Here is a 23,496-nt window from a genome sequence, read left to right on the forward strand (position 1 = left end):
TTAAAGAAAACTGTCTGTTAAGACCCTATCGCAATATGTAGATCTTCCCGTAGCCATTTACGAAGCCTTTATCACCTTTCTTCCAAATGTGCTTCATCTCTTCGGTGTCCTTTGGCATGACTACGCGGTAAAGGTAGACGCCATTGGCTAGTTTGTCTCCAAACATATCCGTACCGTCCCAGGCATATTCCGTTTTATTATGCCCAATACGTATCGGCCCGATTTCCTCTCGCATAATCTCTTTCACCACTTTGCCTGTCACGGTCATGATCTGGATTTTGAAATTATCCGGGATAACGCCCCCTGTCAGGGTGAAGACAAACTGTGTCTTCGTAGAGAAAGGGTTCGGGTACGGGTAAAAGTTCGTGATTTTAGACTCGTTCTCAACCTCAAAATTGATTCGATAAGGTGAAACGCCGGATGCTTTTCCTTTCACATCCTTGCCCTTCACCTCCAAGGTATAGATTCCATTCTCTAATCGCTCTGGCTTGTACTCGAACCGGAAATCATTTTTCTCATCGGCTGGAAAAACCCGCAGTTCACTCGGTTTTGCAGATTCCCTTATGTCCACTGATACATTGGTCGCATTATGCGTTAGGTACACTTCCATTGCATCGGCCTTCTCTAAGTAGATATGCTTGTTTTCGTCCTTCATAGTAATGCTAATGAGCGGACTCGGTGAAACAAGTTCCCCATCCATGATGTGCATCCCATCGAAAGCCACGTCCATGATCGGATGCAGTTTGGACTTCACGACAAAGTTTACCTCATAGATATTGTTCTGATACTGCTGCTCTGGCTGTAACTGCGGGTTCACATACATGGTAAGCTTATAGTTTCCGTCAAGCGAAAGCGTAGGCATCGAGAAGTTGAAATTTGCCGTCTGGTTTCCTTGGAGCGCCCCGATCTTAAAGCGTGAAACGACAGGCTCGCCGCTCTCTCCTGTCACTGTCACCTCGACCGTCAGTGAGTCTCGGAATGCATAGGAAGTGATGTTTTGGAAAGCCATTGGCATGTTGATAAGTCCCCGGCTGGCTTGGTCCGTCAGGATTTGCTCGCTCACCTCAACCAAATCTGGTCGGATCACGCCTTCGGGTGCCGCCTCATAGTACACCATCCATTGCTTAAGTTGAGGAGCCGTGCGGGCCTCACTATCGGAGAGGGTAGCCATTAGCTGCAGATTCGGGTACTTTATGGCGTCTATTGTAGCCAAGTTGTAGTTTTTGGCTGTTACATTCTCATACAGCAAATCCCTGTCGCCATTCGCATTGATGCCATACAGGCTCAGTTTATAACTATCATTGCCTGTTTTAAAACGCTCAATGTTGTGATGCAACGAACCCCAGCTCAGAGCAGGCCCGATGATAGTTGAAGTAACTATACCTTCCTGCATTTTAGTTTGCAGCATGGTGGTCAGTATGATTTCCTGTGATGTAGCAGGTGTGCTGGTATTGGTAGTTTCCGCAGTTTTCTCTTTGGCAGTTCCAGGCGCTGCGCCTTTCTGCCCTACAATGGCATAAGGATGGCTCGACTTCAAATTATCAATCAAACCAGAACCTATATTTTTGAAGGCCGCTTTCAGTTCCGCAGAAAATGACTCGAACGGCACTTTGTTCATGCTGATAGCCAATACATAGTTACCCTCAGGAATACCATTGAGGAACTTTAGCATATTGGCTCTGACCGTGGGATTATTTAAGTCTCCGTATTGGTACATATCGGGTATCCAGGTACAACCTGAGAAGCCAGGCACCTTGGTTCTTTCCAGCGTAGCCTTGTCTAACACAAAGAAATACATGCGTGGGGCCGACGATCCTTCAAAATTGCCGCAAGCATTATGGGTCACCGCAGTACCATTAATAAATATTCCATAAGGGGGTTGGTTATACCTGACATCGCCTCCTACTGTACGAATCTCGATACTCGCATACAGCGGATTGAATTCCCAGCTTTGAGTAGCCTCCTTGTTACTTATATTCTGCAACGTCGCTTTCTTGAACTGACCCACATGGCTTTGGGACCAGCCTCCAGTACTGTTGGGTATAAACCTGATCGAGCTTTGCACCCACACCGTATCTTCACCTGCCGCAAAACTATCAAAGCGTGCCCGCCAGTAGTAAACCGTGCTATCCGCGGCAGATTGCTGTAATGGCAACGCTGCATTCCAGGCTGGTAGCACCCCGGCTGCTGCCTTGTATGTGCGCTTAAGCGACGATGAGAAGGTATCGGTCGTGTCTAATTCAAAGTAAACGCCCTTTGGCTCCGCTCCCAATTGAGTTGACTGCACCACAAGGCTCACATTTGCGCTGTTCACAACAGCATATTCCATCGGAGCCAAAACCGAAATTCCTGAGCTTGGCAAGAAATGCTGAATCTGCAACACATTATTGTCTTCTCTAAGCTCCTCTACAACTTCTTTACTGTCAAGTTTTATCTCAAACCTATTCATTCCGGCCACTGAAAGCCCTGCATTGGAGAGGGTAATGGAAAGTTGGTCTTTCTTAAGAATTGGTTTCACCCTGATTGTTCCAGATTCTACGACAGTATTATTCGGCAAAATCCTTTTTACAGAAATGTAAACCGAGTCCGGAATGGCTTTCCCCAAGTTATCTACATTCACCTCCAGCACCAATTTCTCTGAGACTGAAGTCGCAACTGCTCCCTTCTCATCTTTGATAGCGAAACTATTATTGTCGAATTTATAATCAGGCTTGCTGGGTGCATATGGCTTCATTGCCGGATCACCTTGCAGCACCATTTGGGTCATGGTGGCTACATAATACCCCCCTTTATATCCAGTGGAATAGCGCCTTACTGCTTCTTTTTGGATTTCGCCAACCGACTTTCCATAGAAATTATCATCGCTGAACGCTACCTGGTAGTAATTATGGGAATAAAGGTACAATGGGATATCACCACCTGTATGCGCGTGCGCTATAAATGAAATAGCTCCCCGATCAGGTGTCAAAAGCCAGTCTTCCCCAAAAGACTTGTATTTATAAATAAAAGCGTCGCCGGTTCCGCAGCCATTCATCAGGATGAATGGATACTTCCCTTTATTTCGGTATCCATACTGATTTTGCGATGCAAAGCCGATTTCAAGGTCACTGGTTGTGGAGGAGCTATGCCCAAAAAAAGTCATCATGGAGAGACCTGCATTTACTTCCTCGGTGACGTTAATAACATCTACAATTTCACTCACACTCTGCCGATACTTCTCAATGACATTTGCGCCAAGAAAAGGTCCATCAGCAATGCTTTTATAAGTTTTTAACCATCCTGCAAACTGTTTCATCTGAGGTTCAGAACTTCCGCCGCCAAGCTGCAACACGTTCTTCCGCCAGGCAAGCCCTTCCGGTAACGCTTCATATTCCTTTACCTTATTGAGGTAATCAATCAACTCTTCAGGTTTAAGTACTGGCAATCGGCCTGTGGGCACCCTTGGCTCATACTTTTCATTCCGAAAATCAGCCGTGAAGAAAATATCCGATGAGGGAAACATACCTGTCGGCACCAAATCTATTTCATAGGCTTTGCTATACCTCATACCCACATGATACAGGCTATTCCGACTGCTATTGTTATCAACGCTTCGAAAATCAGAGGAGGCATAATATTTCAGGCCTTTACCTATCAAAAACAAATGCTTTGGGCGCTCAGAGGTTAGCATGAATGACATGAACTTACGGATAGCATTGGAGGAGAACTCACCATAATGAAACTGATCCACGACCTGATCCATGTGAACCAGCAGTGTATCGTACCCCCCTCCAGCAGCGGAAGCCCTATAGGCCGCATACTCTGAAGCCGCGTTTCGCTGGTAACCTGCCACCGATTTCATTAGCCTTTTGTTCGTAATGATGATGTAGTTGTGTGACGCGGCCGCGATATTCCTGAACCTGACAGTTGACGACTTTCCTACCGGCTTGAATGGTTTTGCCGAATTGGCCAGCAGGATTTTGTGCGTTCTTGGTTCTGTCTCAAACACAAAGCCCTTAATTTGCCCGTTTACATGGCCTTCTACCCTAACAGGGTTGACTGGATCGGTCACATCGTAAGAGATAGTGGTTGCACTAGACCCCGAAAACTCAAAATACGGGGCTCTGCTCCCTGTTGAGTCAGTATAGAAAAACATGGAGTTACCAACCAGTACCGTGCGCTGCGGGAAGGTCAACTTGCCATAAGAAAAAGTAATATCGTTTGATGTGATAACATCTGGCAGGGTCTGCAGTGTTATTTTACCGGTAGTGTATATATCGGAAAACTCTATTGCTGCGCTGCCCTTCACAAAACCATCGCCTATCATTTGAAAGCGCCCCAATTGCCGGGTACCCCCTGCTGGCAAAACGATTTGTACTGCCCCAGTATGCACGTTCGCATTCGCAGCCCCTACCACATACTCTACAACTGGCTTGGGCCCAGTATTAAAAACGTTGGTGACTGGGCTGATATCATAATTCTTTGCTGAACGAGAAGCAACCGAGGTATAACCCTCCCCTTCGTCCATCCAGGACAGATAGGCGTCTCCGTGCTTCTTGCCTTCATAATACTTATTGGTATAGAACTGCGTCACTTTCTGCAAATGATACGGTTCAGGGGTCTTGCCATTCACAGCCGGATTAATCTCCCGCATACGTTTGCCACCCACGGAATTCACGGTGAGAAAGTAAGCCGCTGTGTCGGAGTAGAAGCTATAAAGCTGATGAGGCTGATGGGCAATGTTTTTATACAAGTCCTGATCCAGCCTGCCGTCGTTGCGCTCGCCGTAAAATTCGATAAAGTCCTGTGTGTTCAGCTTTCCGTCTGCTTCGCCGGCTACATAAATAGCGACTTCTTTGCCTCTTCTGAAAAGCTGAAAATGCCGGGGATTGGTACCTGCCAAACCTAAACTGTCCAGAAAACCATAGCTAAGACGATGGAGCCCAGTATTTACGACCTTTAGTTTGTGGTATGTTTTTGAATAGTCGATCCACTCATTACCATAGGGCGTAGGCGATTGGGCAATGGCCATCGTCTGCAACCCTACGATCATTGTGCACAAAAACAGAAACTGCTTATATAGCTTACTAATATTCATCGGCTGATTTACTAAAAACCGTATATTTTAATTAAAAGAGTATCCAAGGGAGATGATAATGGAATAAAGCCCCCCGGCATTGGCCGTGTTGGCATCACGCCCGCTTATCCGTGACATGGCCAGGTCTATGTCCAGGCCATTGTTCTGAAAACCCACTCCGAAGTTAGGCTGCACCTTAGACGAAGTGCTTCCATCGAAATTCCTGAACTGCTGGTAATTGTTGATTCCCCCGCGCACAAACACGGTATTGGCATAAGCCAGCTCCATTCCTATGTGCGGGTCCACGGAGGTAAAGTCGGATTTAAGCAGTACGTTGCGCTTTCCGTCAAATGTAAAGTCCACGTCTGTCGCCAAAAGGCCTGTGATCTTATCAGTAAAAGAGAAGCTTTTGCCTATACCTACCACTAAACGGGGGAGTGTCAGTTCGGCGGTGTTTTCAGGCAGGTCGTTGCCGGTTTGCTGGTATGTAGCCTCTAGCGCCTCCACATTGTGCGTCCAGGCAGTAAAGGTGGTCGTTACGTCTTTCGCCATCAGGCCAAAGTGCCAGGTTCCGCGCTTCAACTGCGCACCGGCATCAAAACCAAAACCCCAGGCATTGGCAAACTCCCCCACATTTCTGTATATGATTTTGGCATTCACGCCTAGCTGCAGCCCCTCTATCAAATTGCTCTTGCGGGCATACGACAACAGCATGGCGTAGTCTGCCACCGAGAAGAACCGGATACTGTCGTACTGGATGTAACCATACTCATTCTGCAGGCGACGCGTGTCCACAATATCGTCCACGCCCAGCCTGATGATTGAAACAGCTAAGGCGCTGCTTGAGTCAATGGGCATAGCGAAGCTTCCGAAGTCATTTTTGGCGATACCGGCGAACAGCTCCGAGTGCATAAGCGCGATGTTATACCTGTTCCGAAGCTTCAGCAAACCCGCCGGATTCCAAAAACCCGCCGTGGCATCGTCGGCGATGGCCACCTGCACATTGCCCATTCCCAGCGCGCGGGCACCCACCCCAATGTTCAGAAACTCATTGCTGTACTTGGGCGTGGCAACCTGCGCATGGGCGGCGCCAGCCCCCAGCAACAGGATACTTACAAAGAGAAAGAGGGTAAATCTGTTCATGGGCACAGGCAGAGTATATCAGTAAAGGCTTCTTGGCTAATTTTCAGAAAAAATCTCACGCTGCCACAGAGTGGCCATTTTGCCTCCTAACACTTCAAAAAATAAATAAGTTGACTAATTGTGACATTATTTCTCACTCAAAAATAAAGAATTTAATCCACAATCAGCTGCCGATTAAACCCTTTGAAAAAAGTTTCGTAATTATTTTTACACAGTACCTTGTTTTACATAGTACCTTATATTAAATTTGCTTCAACATTAAACGGAATCATCATGAAAGTAGAAAACACACAAGTGCAGATGCGGAAGGGAATTCTGGAGTTCTGCATCCTGGAGATTATCTCTCGTGGTGAGGTATATGCGTCCGATATGTTGGAGGAGCTAACAGCTGCCAAGATGATAGTGGTGGAGGGTACCCTGTATCCCCTGCTCACTCGCCTCAAGAACGCGGGGCTTCTCGACTATAGTTGGGTTGAATCTACCTCTGGGCCACCCCGCAAGTACTACACGCTCACCGAGACCGGGCGCTTATTTCTGGACCAGCTCCGGAATACCTGGACCGAACTGGTAGCATCCACAGAATTCATTATCCAACACAAGAAAGCTCAGCAATTATGAAAAAGAACATAAATATCAATTTGCAAGGCATCATATTCCATATAGAAGAAGATGGCTATGAGCAACTTAGCAGGTACCTGATGTCTATCCGCAACTATTTCTCAAGTTATGAGGGACATGAGGAAATTGTGGCTGACATCGAAGCCCGTATCGCTGAAATTTTCTCCACAAGACTATCTCCTGGCAAGCAGGTCATCACTTTGGAAGATGTGCAGTCGCTGATAGCACAGATGGGCGATGTGACTGACTTTGAGATACTGGAGCCCATGGAAGAGGAAATGCCTTACGGCGGTGCTGCCAGGGAAACCTACAGAGGACCAGAACCTGCATTTGCAACCACCGGCACCGAGGCCGCACCGAAAAGACTGTATCGCGATGTCTCCCGAAAAGTGATTAGCGGGGTGTCGGCAGGTATAGCCAACTACCTGAACATAGACCCACTCTGGATCCGTCTTATTTTCGTGTTCCTGGTGATCGGCACCCCTTTGACCGATGGCATTTCCGGGTCTTTCGGCCTGATCCTGTACATCATTCTCTGGATTGCGCTGCCTGTGAACTACTCTTTGCCCGAGATCACCGTCAAAAAACTATTCCGTGACCCGGTTGACAAGAAACTGGCCGGTGTAGCCAGCGGTATAGCCAAGTACTTTGGGGTTGACACCGCCGTTGTCCGCATTCTGTTCCTGGCGCTGATTTTTGCGGGAGGATTTGGCATACTTGCCTATATCATCCTCTGGGTTGCAGTACCAGAGGCCACTACCCTTACGGAGAAAATGCAAATGCAAGGGAACCCGGTTACGCTATCCAGTATTGAAAACTCCCTGAAAGAGAACCTGAACATGCGCGACCATAACGGGGAGGAGAGCACAGCCGCTAAAGTACTCCTGCTCCCATTTCGACTCATATCGCAGGTGATAAACTGGCTTAGCAGAGCACTTGGTCCCTTGCTGGCCGTCCTGATCACGCTCATTCGAATTGGCGCGGGCATTATCCTGCTGGTTATATCTCTGGGACTGACTGTAGCGCTTTTCACCTCCCTGTTTGTGTCTTTGGGCATAGTTGATGAACATAGTGCGATCATGATGGGTGACTTTCCGGCCTCCGTTCTTTTGGAGGGCTTTCCCAGGCTCGGACTGGTGGCAGGTTTTTTTGTAGGACTTATACCAATTCTTTTTCTAATACTACTGGCAATCGGTCTGTTGGCGAAGCGTTTTTTCATGCGCCCACTGGTAGGCTGGTCCTTGTTCGGTATCTGGCTGATCAGTTTGTTCACCATGATCACCTTCATTGCCATGCACAGCGAGAACTTCCGCCGATCGGGCGAAGTGATCGTTACGGAGTCGCTGCCGGTTTCGGATTACCCGGTTGTTACGCTGGATGGCTACAACACGAACTCCTCTTATGACAACCGCATTTATTTCGACGTGCAGAGCCATAGTGGCAACGACCTGGAGGTGATCAAGCGCTTGCAGGCGAAGGGCAGAACCGAAGCCGAAGCGCAGGAAAACGCCCGCATGGTAACTTACCGGGTAGTGCAGCGCGACTCTGTGGTGCGTTTCGACGATAGCTTTGAGTTCGCCTCGGGTGCCGCCTACCGCAACCAGCGCATGGATGTGACCCTGGCTATACCTCAGAACAAGCAACTGCGCCTGACCAGCAACTTCCTGCGCATGGTGCCGAGCAGTGCTTTTGAGGAAGAATACAGCCGTGAGAAGACACTTCGCAACCTGTGGCAAGTAAAAGGCAACCTGCTTGCCTGCGTTACCTGCGCATCTGACACGCTGGACGTGACCGAGAGTGATTTCACTTACAACTCAGCTGCCACCATGGGCATGGGAGGCAGCGTACTGAAAAACGAATCAGAGTATAGCTCCAACAAGCAGACCTATGACTATAGCAACTTCGACGCAATTACCGTCAACGGTGCTTACCATGTACAGATTACGCAAGGCAACAACTATAGCATCACTGCCAGCGGCAGCCCAGAAGATCTTGAAAAGATGGAGGTAAGAAAGGAAGGCGATGAACTGGTAATCAACCCCGAAGGCAGCACTTTTCGACTTTTCGACAGACAGAAAACGGTGCTGATCCAGATTACCCTACCCCGTCTCCGCAGCCTCGACTTGGGCGGCGCTATCAAAGCTGACATCGGGCACATCCAAACAAACCACCTGAATATTGCTTTAACCGGTGCTACGCAGGCGTTTGTAGATGTGAATGTGGATAGATTGCAAGCCGATATCGCGGGAGCCTCTAAAAGTACTTTCACAGGCCGTGCTCAAACCGTAGACATGGACATTGCAGGAGCCAGCAGGCTAGACGCGACAAAATTGGTTGCCAGCACTGTGAATGTTGAGGCTGCAGGTGCCTGTTCGGCCGATGTTCACGCCACCAATACCCTCCGTGCTGACGCCGCAGGGGCTTGCAAGATTCGTTACAGAGGCAACCCAGGCAATGTGGTAACTGATGTATCGGGTGCTAGCAAGGTATCTCGCCTGTAATAGTTTTACAAAAAAGAGGGATAAGCCGATTGGCTTATCCCTCTCCTATACCTATATTATCCTGCTCTTAGTACAAAATAAAACTTTATACCTGCTTACAGGTTCTATACCTGAGTGATTCAGTTGTTTGGTGAGTTTACCTGGCGGAGTCCCATCTCTTCTCCCTTTTTGAGGAGGAAAGCGAAGGCTTCGCCAAACTCGTTTTTAACGGTTCCTTCCAGTATCGCCTCTGTCAGGGCTTCCTTTAACTCCCCTACCGTCTTAGATGGCTTCAGATCGAATGTTTCCATAATGATCTCACCTGTAATCACCGGTTGGAAGTTACGCAGTTTGTCGCTTTCCTCTACTTCTATCAGGCGTTTCTCTACCTTGTCGAAGTTCTGCAGGTAGCGTTTTACCTTGGTGTCGTTTTTGGAGGTGATATCGGCCCGGCAAAGTTTCATGAGGGCGTCGATGTCGTCTCCGGCTTCGAACAGAAGCCTGCGCAAAGCCGAATCTGTCACGGTATCTTTCACCAGCGCAATCGGCCGCAAGTGCAGGCGCACCAGCTTTTGCACAAACTTCATGTGCTCATTCAGCGGAAGCTTCAACTCTTTGAACAGTCTCGGCACCATACGGGCACCCCGTTCCTCATGCCCGTGGAAGGTCCAGCCTACTTTTTCGTGGTAGCGCTTGGTATCGGGTTTGGCAATGTCGTGCATAATAGCAGACCAGCGTAGCCACAGGTCATCTGACACCTCGGCCACATTGTCGAGCACCTGCAGGGTATGGTAGAAGTTGTCTTTATGCGAATTCCCCTTGATGGTCTCCACTCCTTGCAGCTCGGCCATTTTCGGAAAAATAAGCTGCAACAGGCCAGAGGCAAAGAGCAGCTTAAAGCCATAGGAAGGTTGTGGAGACAGGATGATCTTGTTCAGCTCGTCCGTGATGCGCTCCTGCGACACGATTTTGATGCGCTCCTTGTTGTCGATAATGGCGTCGAAGGTCTCGGGGGCAATGTCGAAATTGAGCTGGGAGGCGAAGCGGATGGCCCGCATCATGCGCAGCGGGTCGTCGGAGAAGGTAATACCGGGTTCCAGCGGCGTGCGGATAATCTTGCGCTTCATGTCCTTTATACCTTCGAAGCGGTCAATCAACTGGCCGTAATTCTCTTTGTTGAGGCTTATACCCAACGCATTGATGGTAAAGTCCCGGCGTTTCAGGTCATCTTCAAGCGTCCCGGTTTCTACATCTGGCTTGCGCGTATGCTCCCGATAAGACTCCTTTCTGGCACCGACAAACTCTACCTCCCACTCGCCGGAGCGCAGCATGGCCGTCCCGAAATGCTTGAAAACCGACACCTTGGGCCTATGCGGCAGTTTATGCGACACAAGCTCGGCAAGCTCAATCCCATTGCCCACACAAACCACGTCAATGTCTTTGGAAGGCCGTTTCAGGGCCAGGTCACGCACGAATCCCCCGATCACATAAGCATCTACGCCAGCCTCCTCGGCTGCAGCGGCCACTGTGTCAAAAATGGGGTGCTCCGGTAATTTTATGTTATCCATTCAAAAGTATCAAAACCTCAGACAGTACAGAACCGCACGGCTGAGGCACAAAAATAAAGAGATATATTGAAAGCCGCCGCTTATTTCGCCATTGCTTTAATCTCTGATGATTGTCTGTTTGCCACTTTCGTCAATCTTAATGATACGGGACGGCCTGCTCTCCACCTCCTCGTCCTGACGCCACTGCACCACATAGTCTACTCGCTCCTTGATCTTATCAGACACTTCGGCGAAAGTTTGTGGCGAGGGTTCCCCACTTACATTGGCCGATGTGGAAACCAAGGGGCGACCGATTTGCTGCATCAGGCGGTGGCAGAATTCGTCTTTGGCGATACGCACACCGATGCTGCCGTCTTCGGCCACCAGTTCTTTCGGCAGGTTCTGGGCTCCTGAGAGCACAAAAGTAGTTGGTCGCTCCTGCGTTTTTGCCAATTCTGCAAAACCTGTTGGCACCTCCTCTACATAGCGTTTGAGCATTTCCACGTCGCTCACCAGTATAATCATCGACTTGGACTCTTCCCGCTCCTTTATCTTGAATATTTTTTTGACAGCTTCGGCATTCTCGGCATCGCAGCCAATGCCCCATACCGTGTCGGTAGGATATAAGATCACGTTGCCGACCAGCAACTCTTCTTCCGCCGCCTGTACTTCTTTCAGAAAGTGTTTCATCTTCTTGATGGTTAAATTGTTTAATGGCTAAATGGTTGTTACTATAAATGCTTCTATACTTAATGAATAGGTATAGCTACGTTTAACAATTTAACAATACAGCCATTTAATCATTTACCTAATCTCCTGTGTCAGCTCTATCAGCACGCCGTTTGCGCTTTTGGGGTGCACAAAACACACCAGTTTGTTGTCGGCGCCTTTTTTGGGTGTTTCGTTCAGCAGTGTAAACCCTTCTTTTTTCAGCCGCTCCATTTCGGCCAGTATATCTTCCACCTCAAAGGCGATGTGGTGTATACCCTCGCCACGCTTCTCTATAAATTTACTGATAGCGCTATCGGGCGTTGTGCCCTCCAAAAGCTCGATTTTGGTGCCGCCAACCCTAAAGAAAGAGGTGTTTACTGCCTCTGACTCCACAAACTCAGTTTTGTAGGGCTCTACGCCCAGCAGTTTGAAATATAGCCCGTTTGCTTCGCTAAAATTCTTAACCGCTATACCTATATGTTCTACGTTTAGCATTTTCAATTTGTAATTAGTCTAAGTAACCTTTTTTTGTTAATTTTGCAGGGAATTCAAAACTAATAATTTCTCACAACTGTTAATCAGACAGGACAAAAAGAGATAAAAAATAGTGATATGCTAACATTTCCGATATACTTAGACAACAATGCCACTACGCCCATGGATCCACGTGTGCTGGAGGCTATGATGCCGTACTTTACTAACAAGTTTGGCAACGCCGCTTCCCGTAACCACGCATTTGGATGGCATGCCGAGGAGGCTGTTGACTATGCACGTGAGCAAATTTCCTCACTTATCAACTGTTCACCAAAAGAAATCATCTTCACTTCGGGCGCTACTGAGTCTGACAACCTGGCTATTAAGGGTGTGTTTGAGATGTATGCCTCTAAGGGTAACCACATTATTACGGCTACTACCGAGCACAAAGCCGTGCTGGATACGTGCAAGCACATTGAGAAGATCGGTGGCAAGGTAACTTACCTCCCAGTTGACGCAGAAGGTCTGATTGACCTCAAGCAGTTGGAAGAAGCCATCACGGATCAGACGATCCTGATCTCGATCATGTATGCCAACAACGAGGTAGGTGTGATCCAGCCGATCAAAGAAATATCTGCTATCGCCAAGAAGCACGGTGTGCTGTTCTTCACAGACGCGACGCAGGCAGTTGGTAAAATTCCGGTAGACGTGGAAGCCGATGGTATTGACCTGTTGGCTTTTTCCGGTCACAAGATGTACGGCCCGAAAGGTGTTGGTGCCCTATATGTACGCCGTAAGAACCCGCGTGTGAAAGTAACTGCCCAGATGGACGGTGGCGGACACGAGCGCGGTATGCGCTCTGGCACGTTGAACGTAACAGGTATAGTTGGATTGGGCAAGGCCTGCGAACTGGCCAAGCAAGAGATGGCAGCCGATACAGCCCGTATCTCTGCTATGCGCGACCGTCTGGAGAAAGAGCTTCTGACAATCGAAGAGTCTTATGTGAACGGTTCTGTTGAGCACCGTCTGCCGCACGTGTCCAACATCTCTTTCAAGTATGTAGAAGGTGAGGGTCTGATGATGGGTGTGAAAGACATCGCTGTTTCTTCCGGATCTGCCTGTACTTCCGCTTCATTAGAACCATCTTACGTACTAAAAGCGTTAGGTTTAAGTGATGACCTGGCTCACTCTTCGCTGCGTTTCGGCCTGAGCCGTTTCACAACTGATGAGGAAGTGGACTACGCCATCGACCACGTAAAAGAAGCGGTAAGCAAGCTGCGTGAGATGTCTCCTCTGTGGGAGATGTTCAAAGAAGGTATCGACCTGAACTCAATTGAGTGGGCGGAACATTAATCAATTAAAATCAGGAATGGGGAATTAAGCATAGCTTAACTCTTCAATCCTGATGCAATTCATAATTTTTAATTCGTAATTAAATATAGCTATGGCTTATTCAGATAAAGTAATCGATCATTATAACAACCCACGCAACGTTGGAACGCTTGACAAAGCGAAGAACAATGTGGGTACCGGCCTGGTAGGTGCGCCTGAGTGCGGCGACGTAATGCGCCTTCAGATTGAAGTAGACGAAAACCAGATTATCACAGACGCAAAGTTCAAGACTTTTGGTTGTGGTTCTGCTATCGCTTCTTCTTCTCTGGCTACCGAGTGGCTGAAAGGAAAATCTGTGGACGAAGCCCTGTCAATCGACAACATGGACATTGTGGAAGAGTTGGCCTTGCCTCCTGTGAAAATTCACTGCTCGGTACTGGCTGAAGACGCGATCAAGTCTGCCATTAACGACTACAGAGTAAAGAACGGCCTTCCAGCATTGGAAATGCCTAAATCTCACCACTAAGACCTAGACTCACGCATGGAGTCAACACCAGAAGTACACGTAGAGATTGCGCGTATTCAAAAGCAGATTGAAAACCACTTAGGATTAAGTGGCGACAGTCTGCTTTTCGAATTCAGACAGATGGACAACAAAGTGCGTCTGGACCTGATTACGGTAAACCCGCGCCACAATCAGTCGTTCCTCTTCCATACCGAATTGGGCTACGACAAACTGGATGTGCTGCACCGCATGCTTGACTACGTGCAGAGTTATAAAGACAAGGAGAGCCCTTATACCGTACAATGGATGGCCCGTGGAGATAAGGAATTGAATACTTCCTATTTCCGGGCACACAACATGTACGAGGCGCTTGACAAGTTATACTTTGGCCGGGACATGAACACGATCACTGTTTTCAGTGTTGTATTAAACCCGGTGTCTTAAAGAAAACGATTATGATAACAGTATCAGATAAAGCAAAAGAGAAGGTGTTGAAGCTGAAGCAGGACGCCCAGCTCGACGATACGTTTCGTCTGCGCGCATCTGTTGCAGGTGGTGGCTGTTCCGGGCTTTCCTATAACCTCGACTTCGATGATGAGGTAAAGCCCATGGACCAGGAGTTTGAAGACAAAGGCATAAAGGTAGTGGTTGACATGAAAAGCTTCCTATACCTAGCCGGTACCGAACTTGATTTTTCGGACGGTCTGAACGGCAAAGGCTTTTACTTCAATAACCCCAATGCTTCCCGTACCTGCGGTTGCGGCGACAGTTTCTCCGTTTAATATAACAGCAGCTTATATAGAGCAGAAGGGCCAGCTTTTACTAGCTGGCCCTTCTGCTTTTATGGCATACCTCAGCCTTATTTTTTCAGGAACTTCATCACCTGTTTCTTTCCCGCCTCATCCAACAGCACCAGCATATAATTGCCATAGCCGAGCGAACTGATATTTAGGGTATGGACCGAACTGCCCAAGAGTGACTGCTGGAGAACATTTCTTCCAAGTTTATCATACACCATCACAGTATAAATTGTCTGTGATAGCGGTATTTGTAACTTAATTTCCTGAGAGGCAATGGTGGGGTATAAAGAAGCTGAAGTTATCTGCCCTGTACTTACAGTTATTACTTTCGAATAGGCATACGTCATGTCCTCGTCCACTTGCTTCAACCTGTAGTAGGAAACGCCAGGCAATGGATTTTCATCGCGAAAGGCATAGTGAGTAATAAGGCTGGTTGTTCCCTGCGACGCGACTATACCTGCTGTCTGATATTGCCGCCCATCGGTACTACGCTCAATTTCAAAGTGGCGGCTGTTCTGCTCAGATGCGGTTGTCCAATTCAACTCGACCGCATTTCCTGTTGCCCGTGCTGTAAACTTAGTAAGCTCTACCGGCAACGGCGTATAATCCTGTGTAAAATTCCACGATACGCGCACATCATCTATCGCCAAGCCATGGTCCTGTTGCAGTTCATCCGGATCATACCAGCGCAGCATGATGTAATGCCCGCTCGGTATCGCTTCCGGGAAGGTATAGGAAAACTCCATACGGTTCTGAGGCAGGTTGCCATCAACATGACCCGCCGTTCTCTTATTGACAGGACTATTGAACTGCAAGGAAGGTACGGTGGTCCAGCCGGGGGTATTGAGCTTGACAGTTAGGTTAAAAGCTGAGGGATGCTCTGCAATGGCATAGGTAAAAAGTAGTCGCTGAACATCTGTATTTGCACTCCCACAGCGCCACTGCTCTGCTATGTAACTCAAATCAAGCGCAGTGATGGTTCTGCCTGATGTGTTTTGCAACAGAAGGTTATAGGTTATCTCTGTCCCGGAAGCGGTAAGAGCGCCAAGTGCCCGATCGGTCGAACTTGTATGGCCATAGCTATAAAGTCCACCTGTATTGGATGAGCCGTTATTGACGAAAATGACATTGCTGGCAGGGGAACGATGCACCGTCCAGCCATCTGGAATAAAGGCATTGACACCTAATTCAGCTTGAGTCCCGGTTCTCGGTAAGGAATTGAAATCCTGCGTATAGGCCCTTACTATACTACCCATTTCTACTGCTTGTGCATTAGCCGACTGAGCATATACACAAAACACAAGCAAAATATATGCTTTCGCATATCTTACCCATGCCATCTCTTTTGTCATTTTGGCTAAAAGTAAAATTTTTGAATACTGAAGTAATGCTATTAATGATAGAATTTGTTCAGTAACTCTTAGCCAATTTTATAAGTTCAAAAAAGATATCTAATGGGAATATTTTTTTATTCAGTGTTTAACCACCGAATAATCATCACATAAATACTTCTTTATCACCACTTAATGGGCGACAATAATTAGGCTATGAAGAAATGGCCTTTTTGGAAGGAAAGATTGAGAACACCAATTTGTAGAATGAGGATTAACCTTAATCTTCCGATGTTACAATTTGGTTCAGGTTAGCGGTATTGAAATGCTGGTAAACACGTAGCACGATTGCCAATGCAACGGCGGCCTCGGCAGCTGCTATGATAATAACAAAGAGGGAAAACAATTGACCTTGCATGAGCTGAGGATCATGGCGACTAAATGCTACCAAGTTGAGGTTGGCCGCATTGAAAATTAGCTCTATCCCCATCAGGACGACCACTGCATGCCGCTTGGTGATGACAGCCAGTATACCCAGGCTAAAAAGCACAGCGCTCAGCAGCAAAATATGTTCTAAAGGAATCTGGTTGAGCATTATACTTCTTGTTTATCAGTGGCGATATAAGCGGCTCCTATCAAGGCAATGAGCAGCAACAAGGAGGCTATTTCAAATGGCAACACAAAGTCTGTCATCAGCTTGATGCCTATACCTTGCACCGTGCTTTTCTGAGCCCCCAACATATCCGTGCTGGCTGCCTGCAACCAGGGCAATGAGGCAAATTTGGTCTGCCAGATGGTATAGCAAAGCCCAATAAGCGTTAACAGTGAAATCGTGATACCCCAGCCTTTGTTCACATTTTCTGACATCACCGATTTGTCGTGCACGCGGCTGCTCAGCATAATGCCGAACAGAATCAATACCAGCACGCCGCCCACGTATACCATCAGCTGTGTAACGGCCACAAAGTCGGCAAACAACAGCACATAGATCGCCGCCACGCTCAGCAAGGTAAGCAGAAGCGCGAATCCTGCATAGAGCAGGTTGCGTGTCAGCACCATATAAGCGCCAGAAAGAATTGCTACCGCTGCAAAAAAATAGAAAAGCATCTTTATCAGTGATCAGTAATCAATTAACAGTAATCATTCCTATGGATCAGCCCTGCTGCTTTCTGGCTGCCAGAGCCGCTGCTTTAGCTGCCGCCATCTCCTCCTGCTGCTTCTGCAAGAGTTGCTTTTTCTCCGCTGCCTCCTCAGGCGAAAGATCTGTGAAGTGGTAAATCATGTTCTTGATATCCACTTCTGCGAAATCATACACCGGTGTCATGGTTAGGCAGTCGGTTGGGCAGACGGTGGTACAGAGGCCACAGTAGCAGCACTTCGCCATGTCGATGTCGAACACGGGGGCGTAAAGTCGCTTTTTGGTACCGTCAGAGGTCATGCCAATCTCTTCCGTCGCCTTCACTGACTCAATCGTGATACAGTTAACCGGGCAAATCTTGGCGCAAAGGTCACACACAATGCAATCGTCGATCTCGTTGTGTAACCGGTAACGGCCGTTGTCTGGCACAGGTATAGCCTCATACGGATAAGTGAGCGTAACCAGTCCTTCCGGTTGGTTAAAGTAGTTCTTATCCATGACGGGCACGGGATTACGCCGCTTGCCTGCATTGGTAAAATGCTTCCAGGTCAGCCGCAAGCCACTCAACAGCGACTTGGTTACTTCCCAAAATCCGGCTTTATGTTTTAGGGCTGTTCTTTCCATTTTTTATAAGACACTAGACTTCAGATGTTAGAATTCAGACATAAACGTTCTATTCCTGATCTCCTCTATAAGCCTAATATTTTAATGTCTAATATCTAACGTCTAACTACTACAATCTAAACTTAAATCATCAGCAACCGCCATATACCTGCTAGCAGCACAACGGCCAAGGCAATGGGCGTAAGCACTTTCCAGCACAAGTGCATGAGCTGGTCTACGCGCAAACGCGGGTATGTCCAGCGAATTTGCAGTTGCAGAAACAGCAGTACGAAAGTTTTGCTCAGTAGCCAAAACCCTCCCCAAAGTATACCTGATACACCGCCTATCGTACCCGTTGTCCAATTGGCCAGTTTCAGGGCAGTCAGGTTAGGCAGCGGCGTATTCCAACTCCCCAGAAACAGGATTACTGCCACCAGGCTGACCAACACCATCATACTATACTCGGCCAGAAACAACACGGCGAACCGGAAACCGGAGTACTCCACATGGAAACCCGCCACCAGTTCCGACTCCGCTTCAGGTATATCGAACGGTGCCCGGTTGCTTTCGGCAAGCGAGGCTATAAAGTAAATCACAAAAGCGACCAGCAAGATAGGTGCCCGGAAGATGTTCCAGGTAGTGATACCGCCTATTTTGGTTGTGTCTATACCTAGGGCTTCAATGCCAAAGAGCCAGTTCTGTTCGAACTCCAGTCCAGAGAAGCGGTTCAGCAGGATTCCTTGCTGGTAGCTGATCTCCTGAAAGTCGAGCGATTGGCAGACCATGACCACAGAAAGGATAGCCAGGCCAGCCGGAATTTCATAGGACACGATTTGGGCGACTGAGCGCATAGCACCCAACATGGCATACTTGTTATTGGAACCCCAGCCCGCCATCAGCAAGCCGACCACATCGAGCGAGATAATGGCCAGCAGGTAGAAAACCCCGATGCCTATACCTGCCGGCACCAACTCCGGTGCGAAAGGTATAACGGCGAAGCCCGCGAATACGGCAGCAAAAATAAGGATGGGTGCTAGTTTAAAGAGTTTTTTGTCAGCCGCTGCAGGTATAATGTCTTCTTTCTGGAGCAGTTTTACGACGTCCAACACCGATTGCAACGAGCCATACGGCCCCGCCTCTGTTGGGCCAAGGCGGTCCTGCATAAAGGCTGCCACCTTCCGCTCTGCATACGCCAGCACGATTACGATGCCCAGTAAAAGCACAAGTGTCAGCACGAAAGCAAGCATAGGCGGTCAGGTTTTAGTAACAGGCAAAGGTAAGTTTTTAATTTGGAGATTTGAAGATGTGGAATTTAGGAGACAAAGTGATTTTTTAATTTTTGATACTTGAAAAATCAGCAGCGAATTCAGATCTGCTTAATACTCTACTAATATGCGGCTTCCTTTAAAAGCAGGTTGCACAGCTTGTCCGAAATTCATTTTCAAATTTCCACGTCTTCAAATCTTTTCACCCCTCCACCAGATGCGGCACAAACTGCGACAAGTTGGTGATGATGCCTTTCTCTCGACGAAAACCGATGGCACTACCCTCGCCTGCCCAGAACACGCCGGCCTGGTATTGGTAGCCTTTTGCGTCCTCTGGTAATTCGCACCAGCGCTGGTATACCTGTTGTTGCTGGTCATACTCGCCCTCTACTTTAGTCACCTTGCCGCGATCCACTACTTCTATGCTTTGGCCTTCTCTGCCGAAATATGGTTTCTTGATGTATTTCCCTGTCAGGGGCTCCAGGTCAGCTTCCAGCAGTAACGGATGGTATGGGAACGCCTTCCAAAGCCAAGCCAGCATGCCTTTACTTTGGAAGAGCAAGGTATAGGCTGGGTTAGCAATAGTCACGGTGCGGGAACGGGAAAGCAAGGTCAGGCTATCCAACAATTCTGGCTCCTCCCAGGCAATCTGCTCCCAGGGTAATAGCTTGAAAAGGAAAGGAAAATGACGCCATTGGTCTGTATCTACCTGCGCCCATATACCTTTCTCTTCGCCCTCTGTTGAGATTGTCATGTCCTCGATCGGGCACAAATGCGCTTCAAAGCCCGCTTCAATGGCAGCTTGCGTGATCACTGCGCAATTGGCCTCGTCTTCCAGGCTGGCCCCGATGTAGGTGACCAACAGAGCCGGTGCCAGGTCGCTGTTCTGCTCACGCCATTGCTTGAGCTGCTCTACCAAAGCCTCGTATAAACCGGAATATTGGTTCGCTTCGTTCTTACCGGCCGCAGCCAGGCTAGCCCACTGCACCACAGCTGTCTCAGGTATAGAGGTGGCCGTATCGGCATTGAACTCCAGCAGCTTGGGGCCGTCCGGCGTCATGGCTAGGTCAAAGCGGCCATAGAGGTGCCACTGCCGGTCGTCGTTCCAGGACAGGCGCACGAGTTGCCAGAGATTCTCCGGTATACCCAGCACTTTCAGGAAAGCGTCAGGCAGATCGTTTGGTACGGCCTGCACCATCATATCATAAAGTGCACTGGCCGCGTCGAGCAATTCTTCAGCCTCCTCTTCGCTGATTACCACTGCCTCGCCTGGCAGATAATTAGCACAGCCATCTTCCACGCACCACTCCCAACCGAGACCGCGCACTGCTTTTTCCACGTCGCCGCCATGCGCTACGGTGCGGATACTGGTTTTAGAATTTTCTAACATGAAACTCCCTGAAAAAAGAGATTGGACTTAAATACAGGTATAGCCACATAGGGTTATGCCTATTAGGCTATACCTAAAATGAAGGTATAGAAAGGTATACAACCAATAGACTAAGTTATACCTAGTGTCAGTTATGAATACGGCCTATACCTAAAAACTAAGCACCTGCCCCGCCGCTGCGTCCACGGAAGTACCCACTACGGCCACTTCTCGGCGCTGTAGCTTGTTGGCGATAAGTCTGCACATTTTGTCTCCAGGCTGCTGTATTGTTCATCACGCCCGGATTGGCATAGTAAGCTGGTCTTGGCGACATCATACGGCCGGCCATAAAGCCCATACCGCTCCACCACAGCACACTGCCCAGACCGAAGCCACCCTGGTTGTACTGCTGCTCATTTTTGGCGATGTCGCGCATTTGGTTTTCTAAGGCGAGTCCCTGCAAGGTGTCTACACGGCCATCGTTATACTTCAGAATCGCCATGCTCTGGCCCGGCGCTGTGGTGCGCTCATCCGTTATCTTCCATTGGTCGGGCGCCTCTTCGGTCAGCTCGGTTACGATACCGTCCGGAGCAGGCACTTCCGTACCGGCATTCCACTCGTCTTCATTCCGGGGATTCGAATCACAGCTAGTCAGGCCCAGCGTAGCGGCGGCGGCCACAATAAAGGCATTGCGCTTGAAGTCCCCTATCGTTAAATATCGCTTTTTCATATCAATTCTCGATTGTTATATAAAGGTACTTGTTTTACGGCAGTTTTGGAATTGTTGGACAGCCGTCTGTATTAATTGCTTAACCGTTGATTTGTCGGTTACGGTGCACAACTCACTGTAAATTTCGTTGATCGTTATCCGTTGTTCGTTAATTGTCGGGTGCACAATTTGGATAGATTACTGTTTTCCCAAACTCTCCAACTCTTAATTTCCAGCTACTCCCACAGCGGATAATGCTCCAGGTGCACTTCGCGCTTAAAGAAAATACGGGTACTCTCTTCGAAAGAACGGGTGAAGTCTGATACATAGAAGGTATGGTCGCTCGTAATTTGGTCCGAAGCCAGGTCGCTGGTCTCCAGAAATGCCTTTACATGCTGTGCCACGATCTGGCTGGCATCCAGCACATCGACCTTGCCCTGATAATAGCTCTCTATCTGCTTTTTGATGAGCGGGTAATGCGTGCAGCCTAGTATGAGCGCCTCTATACCTTGCAGATCAGGGTCCGACAGGTAAGCATGGATCACACTCTCTGATATAGAGTCGTTGAAAAACCCCTCCTCGATCATGGCCGCTAAAAGTGGTGTGGCATGCGACTTCAGCGTGATGTTCAAGTCGAGTTCATCCACCTTCTTACGGTACACATTGGAGTTCACGGTCTGTTTCGTGCCAATCAGGCCGATTGTTTTACCCGGGTATGTTTGGCCGATGTATTGCACGATGGGGTCTATCACGTTCAGTACCTTGGCTTTGCTGCCCACATACTCTTTCACCAATTCGTAGGCAGCCGCCGAAGCCGAGTTGCAGGCGATCAGGATAACTTTGCAGCGTTGCCGTAACAACAGGTCGCATATCTTGACGGCATAAGCCTGAATAGCCGCTGTGGACTTGTCGCCGTAGGGCAAGTGCGCCGTATCGCCGAAGTATACCAATCGCTCATCGGGAAGTGCCTGTACGATAGCCTGCGCCACCGTTAATCCCCCAATGCCGCTGTCGAATATCCCAATGGGCCTATGCTTGTTTTCTTGTACCATCATAAGCGAAGATAGGCCAAATTCAGTTAAAAAATGACGCTGACCATGATTTGAAGCACGTTGGCTGAATAATTTTATTGAATTGAATTATTTGAAATTATTATTGGGTTATAATTCGAACTGCGGAGCCCTGAACACTGTTTACAAGTTATATTATTTTAACAATATATTTTGTAACTGCAAAAACAACTTACTATATTTAGATCAGTATATTTACAAGGTGAAGGTTATACGGAAATACCCATCCGGACCAGCTAAACAATTGACATCACGTTGGCTTTATCATACAGCAGATACAGCAGTCTATTTACCACTAAACCTAGCCCTTATGCCAACTGCTATCTCAAACTCAGCTTTTGTGAGCATGCCTGCCTCGCCTATGATCAGGCGAGCTCCCCTGTACGGCAACCTGGTTAGCCGTGCTGTCGCCTTTCTGGTAGACATGACGATTCTGGTCTTCTTTTATTCAATCATTCTTTACTCCACGGCTGAAAACCCATTGCAGTTTAATACTTGGAAAGAAGTTCTGTCGAATGGGGGCATCAGCATCATGGAGTTTCAGGCTGTGCTTAAGGTTTTTATTTTCAGTCTCTATTTTCCTGTGCTTCACTGGCTCTATAACACATTGCTGGAGTCTTCTCCCAAGCAGGCGACCATAGGCAAATTTACTCTCGGCCTGAAAGTGACTGACCTGAGGGGCAAGCGTATTTCCTTCTGGCAAGCCAATTTGCGCTACTTCTCCAAGATAATCTCCGCCCTGCCTTTACTGACAGGCTTTTTACTGATCCTGAGCACCCGTCGCCGCCAGGCGCTGCACGATTGTATTGCCCGCACTATCGTTGTGGTGACAGAGCAGTAAATTGCACTAAAAATTCTGGCTAATTGCTACCACCCCTTTTTGGCGTACGTATAATATACCTTGTATATCAAGCAGAAAGGAGGAAATTATGAGATTTATCCCAACCCGTTTCCACGGCATTTTGGATTATGTATATGGTATTCTTCTGATCGCGTCTCCGTGGCTTTTCGGATTTGCGGCAGGCGGGGCTGAAACATGGGTGGCCGTCGTAATAGGTGCCCTTGTGCTGCTCCAGACCGTATTCACAGACTTTGAGGCGGGCATCGTTAAAAAGATCCCGATGCAGACACACCTGATGATGGACTTTGGCATAGGCGTTATCCTGGCACTTTCACCCTGGCTGTTTGGCTTCGCTGACTTTGTTTATGCGCCCCATTTGATTTTTGGGGTATTCTCGATGCTGGCCTCGCTCACCACACACCGTACGCCTAGCAGAGCCTACAAAACCAATGTCGCACACGAAGAGACACTCCGGTAATTTTTTGACCGGGCACGAAAACAGGC

The 23,496-nt window shown here is 48.2% G+C and carries 21 protein-coding genes; 8 read left to right on the forward strand and 13 right to left on the reverse strand.

Translation table 11 applies throughout. From position 1 onward, the window contains the following. Nucleotides 1-25: 25 nt before the first annotated feature. Both porU2 and H9Q13_RS16205 read right to left on the reverse strand, forming a co-directional pair. A complete protein-coding gene (gene porU2, locus H9Q13_RS16200; RefSeq protein ID WP_191184856.1) occupies nt 26-5,077 on the reverse strand; it encodes a putative type IX secretion system sortase PorU2 in 5,052 nt (1,683 codons plus the stop codon). A 27-nt stretch (nt 5,078-5,104) separates the two neighbouring features. After that, complete coding sequence (locus H9Q13_RS16205) at nt 5,105-6,199, reverse strand: putative type IX sorting system protein PorV2 (RefSeq protein WP_224744339.1); 1,095 nt, start codon at nt 6,197-6,199, stop codon at nt 5,105-5,107. 273 nt (nt 6,200-6,472) lie between these two features. On the opposite strand from H9Q13_RS16205, the gene H9Q13_RS16210 reads away from it, so the two are divergent. Beyond that, complete coding sequence (locus H9Q13_RS16210) at nt 6,473-6,817, forward strand: PadR family transcriptional regulator (protein WP_191184857.1); 345 nt, start codon at nt 6,473-6,475, stop codon at nt 6,815-6,817. Next, nucleotides 6,814-9,318: a GIN domain-containing protein gene (locus tag H9Q13_RS16215; protein ID WP_191184858.1), complete on the forward strand. Its 2,505-nt coding sequence runs from the start codon at nt 6,814-6,816 to the stop codon at nt 9,316-9,318. The genes H9Q13_RS16210 and H9Q13_RS16215 overlap by 4 nt, the downstream gene beginning before the upstream one ends. Before the next feature lie 119 nt (nt 9,319-9,437). On the opposite strand, the gene H9Q13_RS16220 is transcribed toward H9Q13_RS16215, so the two are convergent. The 3 genes from H9Q13_RS16220 to mce all read right to left on the reverse strand — a co-directional run bounded on the left by H9Q13_RS16220 (nt 9,438) and on the right by mce (nt 12,050). Then, a complete protein-coding gene (locus tag H9Q13_RS16220) occupies nt 9,438-10,865 on the reverse strand; it encodes a CCA tRNA nucleotidyltransferase (protein WP_191184859.1) in 1,428 nt (475 codons plus the stop codon). Between the two features lie 96 nt (nt 10,866-10,961). After that, nucleotides 10,962-11,534, reverse strand: coding sequence for an L-threonylcarbamoyladenylate synthase (locus tag H9Q13_RS16225; RefSeq protein ID WP_191184860.1), 573 nt, complete (start codon nt 11,532-11,534; stop codon nt 10,962-10,964). A 114-nt stretch (nt 11,535-11,648) separates the two neighbouring features. Further along, complete coding sequence (gene mce / locus H9Q13_RS16230) at nt 11,649-12,050, reverse strand: methylmalonyl-CoA epimerase (RefSeq protein ID WP_191184861.1); 402 nt, start codon at nt 12,048-12,050, stop codon at nt 11,649-11,651. A 117-nt stretch (nt 12,051-12,167) separates the two neighbouring features. Here mce and H9Q13_RS16235 point away from each other — a divergent pair, with 117 nt between their 5' ends. The 4 genes from H9Q13_RS16235 (at nt 12,168) to H9Q13_RS16250 (ending at nt 14,648) form a co-directional block, all read left to right on the forward strand. Further along, nucleotides 12,168-13,382 carry an IscS subfamily cysteine desulfurase gene (locus H9Q13_RS16235; protein WP_191184862.1) on the forward strand — a complete coding sequence of 405 codons (1,215 nt, stop codon included), beginning with the start codon at nt 12,168-12,170 and terminating at the stop codon, nt 13,380-13,382. A gap of 91 nt (nt 13,383-13,473) precedes the next feature. Further along, nucleotides 13,474-13,887, forward strand: a complete 414-nt coding sequence (iscU, locus tag H9Q13_RS16240; RefSeq protein WP_018478387.1) for a Fe-S cluster assembly scaffold IscU — start codon at nt 13,474-13,476, stop codon at nt 13,885-13,887. A 15-nt stretch (nt 13,888-13,902) separates the two neighbouring features. Beyond that, complete coding sequence (locus H9Q13_RS16245; protein WP_191184863.1) at nt 13,903-14,310, forward strand: hypothetical protein; 408 nt, start codon at nt 13,903-13,905, stop codon at nt 14,308-14,310. Nucleotides 14,311-14,321: 11 nt separating this feature from the next. Continuing rightward, nucleotides 14,322-14,648: a HesB/IscA family protein gene (locus tag H9Q13_RS16250; RefSeq protein ID WP_007656691.1), complete on the forward strand. Its 327-nt coding sequence runs from the start codon at nt 14,322-14,324 to the stop codon at nt 14,646-14,648. 77 nt (nt 14,649-14,725) lie between these two features. Here H9Q13_RS16250 and H9Q13_RS16255 read toward each other — a convergent pair whose 3' ends face one another. From H9Q13_RS16255 to murI, 8 genes are all read right to left on the reverse strand, one after another. Further along, nucleotides 14,726-16,018: a T9SS type A sorting domain-containing protein gene (locus H9Q13_RS16255; protein WP_191184864.1), complete on the reverse strand. Its 1,293-nt coding sequence runs from the start codon at nt 16,016-16,018 to the stop codon at nt 14,726-14,728. Between the two features lie 259 nt (nt 16,019-16,277). Next, nucleotides 16,278-16,592 (reverse strand): NADH-quinone oxidoreductase subunit NuoK, encoded by a 315-nt coding sequence (gene nuoK, locus H9Q13_RS16260; RefSeq protein WP_191184865.1) that lies wholly within the window; start codon nt 16,590-16,592, stop codon nt 16,278-16,280. Beyond that, nucleotides 16,592-17,104: an NADH-quinone oxidoreductase subunit J family protein gene (locus H9Q13_RS16265; protein ID WP_224744340.1), complete on the reverse strand. Its 513-nt coding sequence runs from the start codon at nt 17,102-17,104 to the stop codon at nt 16,592-16,594. The genes nuoK and H9Q13_RS16265 overlap by 1 nt, the downstream gene beginning before the upstream one ends. Before the next feature lie 46 nt (nt 17,105-17,150). Next, nucleotides 17,151-17,759: a NuoI/complex I 23 kDa subunit family protein gene (locus tag H9Q13_RS16270; protein ID WP_191184866.1), complete on the reverse strand. Its 609-nt coding sequence runs from the start codon at nt 17,757-17,759 to the stop codon at nt 17,151-17,153. Nucleotides 17,760-17,881: 122 nt separating this feature from the next. Then, nucleotides 17,882-18,985 carry a complex I subunit 1/NuoH family protein gene (locus H9Q13_RS16275; protein ID WP_191184867.1) on the reverse strand — a complete coding sequence of 368 codons (1,104 nt, stop codon included), beginning with the start codon at nt 18,983-18,985 and terminating at the stop codon, nt 17,882-17,884. 220 nt (nt 18,986-19,205) lie between these two features. Then, nucleotides 19,206-20,393: a glutathionylspermidine synthase family protein gene (locus tag H9Q13_RS16280; protein ID WP_191184868.1), complete on the reverse strand. Its 1,188-nt coding sequence runs from the start codon at nt 20,391-20,393 to the stop codon at nt 19,206-19,208. A gap of 157 nt (nt 20,394-20,550) precedes the next feature. Then, nucleotides 20,551-21,102: a hypothetical protein gene (locus H9Q13_RS16285; RefSeq protein ID WP_191184869.1), complete on the reverse strand. Its 552-nt coding sequence runs from the start codon at nt 21,100-21,102 to the stop codon at nt 20,551-20,553. Nucleotides 21,103-21,317: 215 nt separating this feature from the next. Then, entirely contained in the window at nt 21,318-22,136 is an 819-nt protein-coding gene (gene murI, locus H9Q13_RS16290; RefSeq protein WP_394367984.1) for a glutamate racemase, read from the reverse strand. A 325-nt stretch (nt 22,137-22,461) separates the two neighbouring features. Here murI and H9Q13_RS16295 point away from each other — a divergent pair, with 325 nt between their 5' ends. Beyond that, on the forward strand, nt 22,462-22,992 hold the full coding sequence (locus H9Q13_RS16295) for an RDD family protein (protein ID WP_224744341.1): 531 nt from the start codon (nt 22,462-22,464) through the stop codon (nt 22,990-22,992). 88 nt (nt 22,993-23,080) lie between these two features. After that, complete coding sequence (locus H9Q13_RS16300; protein WP_191184870.1) at nt 23,081-23,470, forward strand: SPW repeat protein; 390 nt, start codon at nt 23,081-23,083, stop codon at nt 23,468-23,470. Nucleotides 23,471-23,496 lie beyond the last annotated feature (26 nt).

The sequence above is a fragment of the Pontibacter aquaedesilientis genome, from assembly GCF_014773225.1.
GTDB classification, from domain to species: domain Bacteria; phylum Bacteroidota; class Bacteroidia; order Cytophagales; family Hymenobacteraceae; genus Pontibacter; species Pontibacter aquaedesilientis.